Source organism: Paracoccus marinaquae (genome assembly GCF_018860165.1).
GTDB lineage: Bacteria > Pseudomonadota > Alphaproteobacteria > Rhodobacterales > Rhodobacteraceae > Paracoccus > Paracoccus marinaquae.
This window is the reverse complement of the sequence record NZ_JAHKNG010000125.1, coordinates 1-1,315: the sequence shown is the minus strand read 5'-3', so window position 1 is coordinate 1,315 and position 1,315 is coordinate 1. Positions and strand designations below refer to the sequence as shown.

The 1,315-nt window shown below is 61.0% G+C and carries 1 protein-coding gene; it reads right to left on the bottom strand.

The window, feature by feature from the left end:
• Positions 1-30 precede the first annotated feature (30 nt).
• On the bottom strand, positions 31-1,215 hold the full coding sequence (locus KNW02_RS20600; RefSeq protein ID WP_216035040.1) for an IS256 family transposase: 1,185 nt from the start codon (positions 1,213-1,215) through the stop codon (positions 31-33).
• Between the last annotated feature and the right edge of the window lie 100 nt (positions 1,216-1,315).

The following is a 1,315-nucleotide window of genomic DNA, read 5'->3' as shown; positions in this document are numbered from 1 at the left end:
GGTAGCGTCAAGAATCTTTCGCACATTTGTTCACGCGACGCCTGCTCCTTTGGTTTGATCCGCGAATAGCGGGGTCATGTTCATGTACTTGCGCGTCGACCATTGGGTTCCGGCGATGTGCCTCAACCTGGCCGCGGCCAGGTTGAGGCAGGATTTTCCATCTGGGAAGGCTCCGACGACGCGGGTGCGACGCCGGATTTCTCGCATGATCCGCTCCAATGGGTTGTTGGTCCGCAGCTTGATCCAATGGCTGTCCGGAAAGCCGTAGAAGGTCAGGGTCTCGTGACCATGCTCCTCCAGCAGGTCCGCCGCTTTGGACAGCCTCATGGCGCGTAGATCAGCGACGATGGCCGCCATCTTCTCTGCCGCAGCCCTGTGATCCTCCTGCGCATGGATCGCCTTCAGCATCTTCGCCACATCGCGGACCTTGCCGGCCGGCACGAGGCTGAAGACGTTGCGGTAGAAATGCACGACGCAACGCTGCCACTGCGCATCGGGCAGGAACTCAGCGGCGCTTTCGACCAGCCCCCGGCAAGCGTCCGAGACGATCAGTTGCACGCCCGACAGCCCGCGATCCACCAGATGGCGCAGAAAGGCCGACCAGCCAGACTTGTCCTCTTTCGGGCCCTCGACGATACCGAGGATCTCGCGATAGCCCTCGCGGGTCACGCCAATCGCCACAAGCAGCGACACGTTGCGCACCTCGCCGGCCCATGACCGCTTCATCACGATCCCATCCAGAAAGACGTAAGGGTGATCCCCTTCGATCTTCCGATGCCGCCAGGCGTCGATCTTGGCATAGATTTTCTTGTTCAGGTTCGAGACCGTGCCGGGGCTGACCCGCGTGCCCCACAAGGCCTCGGTGATATCTTCCACTCGGCGCACCGACACACCCGCCAGATACATCTCGATCAGAGCTTCCTCGACCGAGCTTTCGCGCCGCTGATACCGTTCGATGATCGCCGTCTCAAAGGTCTGCCGCCGGAGTTTCGGAACCTTCAGGCTGACCTTGCCGGCCTTGGTGTCCAGTGACCGTTCATAGCTGCCCGCCCGGGTGTCCTTCCGGCCTTCGCTGCGCTCATACCGGCCGGCACCGCACAATCGGTCGGCCTCGGCATCCAGCATCGCGTTCAACGCCTCTTCAACCGTCCCGCGAACCATCTCGCCGAGATGGTCGCGGATCCGCGCCTCATCGATCTGGATCACTTGCCCCATCGCTTTGGGCTTCCCGTTCTCGTTCATTTCCTACTCCTCTCAGAAAGTCTGAAAGGAACCGGCGTCTCCGTCAAATGTGCGAAAGAAGTTGTACGTTATC

Excerpts from the sequence above, each read along its gene's own strand:
- KNW02_RS20600 (WP_216035040.1), bottom strand. The coding sequence starts at position 1,215 with ATGGGGCAAGTGATCCAGATCGATGAGGCGCGGATCCGCGACCATCTC.